Annotated in this window: 3 protein-coding genes and 1 pseudogene; 2 read left to right on the forward strand and 2 right to left on the reverse strand. The window is 73.3% G+C overall.

The annotated features are described in order from the left end of the window. Positions 1-133 precede the first annotated feature (133 nt). Positions 134-391, reverse strand: a pseudogene (locus AB0K09_RS31740) (DUF1772 domain-containing protein); the annotation flags it as partial. Between the two features lie 171 nt (positions 392-562). After that, on the reverse strand, positions 563-1,033 hold the full coding sequence (locus tag AB0K09_RS31745) for an SRPBCC family protein (RefSeq protein WP_366068849.1): 471 nt from the start codon (positions 1,031-1,033) through the stop codon (positions 563-565). A 229-nt stretch (positions 1,034-1,262) separates the two neighbouring features. Here AB0K09_RS31745 and AB0K09_RS31750 point away from each other — a divergent pair, with 229 nt between their 5' ends. Together AB0K09_RS31750 and AB0K09_RS31755 are read left to right on the forward strand one after the other, a co-directional pair. Next, positions 1,263-2,735 carry an MFS transporter gene (locus AB0K09_RS31750; protein WP_366068850.1) on the forward strand — a complete coding sequence of 491 codons (1,473 nt, stop codon included), beginning with the start codon at positions 1,263-1,265 and terminating at the stop codon, positions 2,733-2,735. A gap of 41 nt (positions 2,736-2,776) precedes the next feature. Continuing rightward, positions 2,777-3,148: a SchA/CurD-like domain-containing protein gene (locus tag AB0K09_RS31755; protein ID WP_366068851.1), complete on the forward strand. Its 372-nt coding sequence runs from the start codon at positions 2,777-2,779 to the stop codon at positions 3,146-3,148. The last annotated feature ends 67 nt before the right edge of the window (positions 3,149-3,215 follow it).

The raw sequence follows: 3,215 nt of genomic DNA on the forward strand, positions 1-3,215 counted from the left end.
AGGCCGCCGAGGAGCACTACTGCGCCGCGCTCTCCCTGCTGGAGCGCACCGGCGCGGCCGGGGACCTCGCCGATCTGTGCCGGCTGCTGGGCGACTGGACGACGAGCGCACCGCAGTTGACGCACAGCGCGGTGATGGTCAGCACGGCGCGGCGGCGGTTCCACCGGCCCCACCGGTCGCGCCGTTCGAGGCCGTCGAAGTCCTCGGGCAGGTTGTCGGGGTCGAGCGTCTGGACCCAGCGGTTGATCGGCACGTTCTTGGACCAGGAGATGGCGCTCACCGACGCCACCAGCAGGGCCCCGGCCGCGAACAGGACGCTCGCGGCCGCGCCGGGCGCGGTGGCCGCGAGGGCGATGTCGCCGGCGAGGGTGCCCATCAGGCAGATCGGCATCCACGGGTCGTAGCGGGTGGCGAAGAACGCGTGCGCGTGGACGTACCGGTCGGCGGGCAGGGAGGCCAGCAGCGGGAATCCGCCGAGCTGGGTGCCGAAGAGCACGCCGGCGGCGAGCCCGTTGAGGAGCACCACCAGCGGGGCGAGGTAAGTGAGCACGGCTGCCTCCGGTCAGCGGGCCGGCCCGCCGGGGCGGGCGGCGGCCTCGACCTTCCGCTTGATCAGGTCCATCTGAACGCGGGTGTTGCGGTTGAGGTGCTCGGTCATGCCGGCGTCGTCGACGGGTGCCTGCGGCTTCATGTGGAAGTCCTGGACCCAGCGCATCCGGACGCCGTCGTCCTGCTGGGTGTACTCCCAGTAGATGTTCATGTAGTCGAAGGGGCCGGTCTCGACGCGGTGGGCGCGCACCGTGCGGGTGGCGGGGTCGGGGGTGCGGCGGGAGACCCAGCTCCACACCTTCCCGTCCTCGTCCGGGTGCATGGTGAGCCGGAATTCCACGGTGCCGTCGTCCTCGGTCTCAAGGATCTCGGCGGAGGCGTACTCGCTGAACAGCTCGGGCCAGGAGGCCACGTCGTTGGTGCGTTCCCACACCAGGTCGAGCGGCGCGTCGATGACGACGCTGTTGTCGGTGTGTCCGGCCATGCCGGGCCCCTCCTCGTAGGTCGTGGCGTTCGGGCGCGGTCCGCGCGAGCGTGGCAGGGCGTTCTACAGACCGGCTCGAAGGGACGTCCAGCGCCCCGCACCGCCGCCGGCGGCCGGGGCGGCCGCTCCAGCGGCGCGCGAGCCGGGCCTGTCAGCATCTGCCGCACCCGGCCCGCGGCCCCAGGCGCCGGCTCCGCGGGCTTCGCGAGAGGCGCCGACGGAGTGCACCATGACGACCGCAGCCGAGCAGCCCGCCCTGGTCGATCCGCGGCCGCCCGACCCGATGCGCTGGCGGGCGGCCGTCTTCGTGCTGGTCGCGATGGCGCTCGACCTCATCGACACCACGATCATCGTGGTGGCCCTGCCCGGCCTCCAGTCTCGGCTGCACACGAGCGGGGCGGTCCTGCAGTGGGTCGTGGAGGGCTACACCCTCACGTTCGCCCTGTTCCTCGTCACGGCGGGCCGGATCGGCGACATGCTGGGCCGCAAGCGGGTGCTGCTGACCGGGATCGGCCTGTTCGTCGCGGCGTCGGCGGCCTGCGGCGCCGCGACGGGCCCGGCGATGCTGGTCGTCGCGCGCGTCGTCCAGGGGCTGGCCGGGGCCCTGGTGGTGACGCAGGGCCTGTCGACGTTCCAGGTGGCCTTCCCCGAGCGGGAACGGGCCCGGGTCTTCGGGCTGTTCGGCGGCCTTTCCGGGCTGGCCTCGGTGCTGGGGCCGGTGCTCGGCGGCCTGCTGATCCACGCGAATCTGTTCGGCTGGGGCTGGCGGCCCATCTTCCTGATCAACCTGCCGGTGGGGCTGGTGGCGCTGGCCGGGGTGGCCCGCTACGCGCGGGAGTCGAGGGCCCCGGAGCGCCGGCGGCTGGACGTCACGGGTGTGCTGCTGGTGACGGCGGCGCTGCTGGCGGTGCTGTATCCGCTGGTGCAGGGCCGGGAACTGGGCTGGCCGGCCTGGTCGTTCGCGGTCATGGCCGCGTCGGTGCCGCTGTTCGCGCTGTTCGCCCGCCACGAGCGGGCCAAGCAGCGGCGCGACGGCTTCGCGCTGGTGCAGCCGGCGCTGTTCGGCCGGCGGGCGTTCACCACCGGGCTGGTCATGCTGCTGTTCTTCTTCGCCGGCATCGGCGGCTTCTTCTTCCCGTTCACCTTCTACCTGCAGAGCGGCTTGGGCTTCTCCGCGCTCGGCGCCGGCCTGGCCGTCGTGCCGTACGCGCTGGGGGCGATGGTGACGGCCTCGTTCTCGCCCCTGCTCGCCCAGCGGCTGGGGCGCGTCGTGCTCAGCGCGGGCATCGCGGTGATGGCGGCCGGCATGCTCGGGCTGATGTTCACGGTCGGTCGTCACGGGGCGTCGACCGGCGTCCCGGTGCTGGTGCCGTCACTGGTCGTCGTCGGACTCGGCATGGGCCTGGTGGTCTCCCCCGTCGTCGACCTCGTGCTGTCGGGCGTGCCGGAGCGGGACGCCGGTTCCGCCTCCGGCGTCCTCAACACCGCCCTCCAGCTGGGCGCGGCGGCGGGGGTCGCGGTGCTGGGCGTGCTCTTCTTCGGCCTGCTGGCCGGCGAGGTCGCCCCGGGCGCACCGGACCCGGCCCGCGCGGCGGGCTTCTCCCGGGCGTTCGCCCATGTCCTGTGGTACGAGACGGGGTTCCTCGGGGTGGCGTTCCTGCTGACGTTCCTGCTGCCGGCCCGGCTGCGGCCGCGGAGGTGATGTTCGAGCCGGGCCCGAGGCGGCTGCGGTGCGATGGCGCCATGCCTTTCGCCGCGCTCACCTATGACGTCAAGTCCGGTCACGAGAAAGAGATCATGGAGGTGTTCCGGAGCTTCCGGCGGGTCCGGTCCCCGGTCGTCGCGGACGCCGCCGGGCGGCCGGAGGCGACGATCCTGTCGACCGCCGTGTTCATCCGCGACGCGACCCTGGTCCGGGTCATCGAGTACGAGGGCGACCTGGACGCGGTCGCCCGCTTCATGGCGGACCAGCCGGGGGTGCGCGAGTTCGAGGAGCGCATCGCCCCGTATCTCAGCCGGCCGCGCGACACGGGGACCACGGAGGGATTCGTCGCCACCTTCCGGCGGAGTCTGCTCACGCCGGTCGTGCAGTTCTCCGTGCGCGACCGGCAGTGACACCGCGTCCCGTCAGGCGACCGGTGGCCGCTGGGCCGAGATCCGTCCGAGGCTGCGGAACAGCTCG

The sequence above is a fragment of the Streptomyces sp. NPDC049577 genome (assembly GCF_040675635.1).
Classification (GTDB): Bacteria; Actinomycetota; Actinomycetes; order Streptomycetales; family Streptomycetaceae; genus Streptomyces.

Bases quoted from the DNA above. Each gene is read 5' to 3' on its own strand.
- AB0K09_RS31745 (WP_366068849.1), bottom strand. From the start codon at position 1,033: ATGGCCGGACACACCGACAACAGCGTCGTCATCGACGCGCCGCTCGAC.
- AB0K09_RS31750 (WP_366068850.1), top strand. From the start codon at position 1,263: ATGACGACCGCAGCCGAGCAGCCCGCCCTGGTCGATCCGCGGCCGCCC.
- AB0K09_RS31755 (WP_366068851.1), top strand. From the start codon at position 2,777: ATGCCTTTCGCCGCGCTCACCTATGACGTCAAGTCCGGTCACGAGAAA.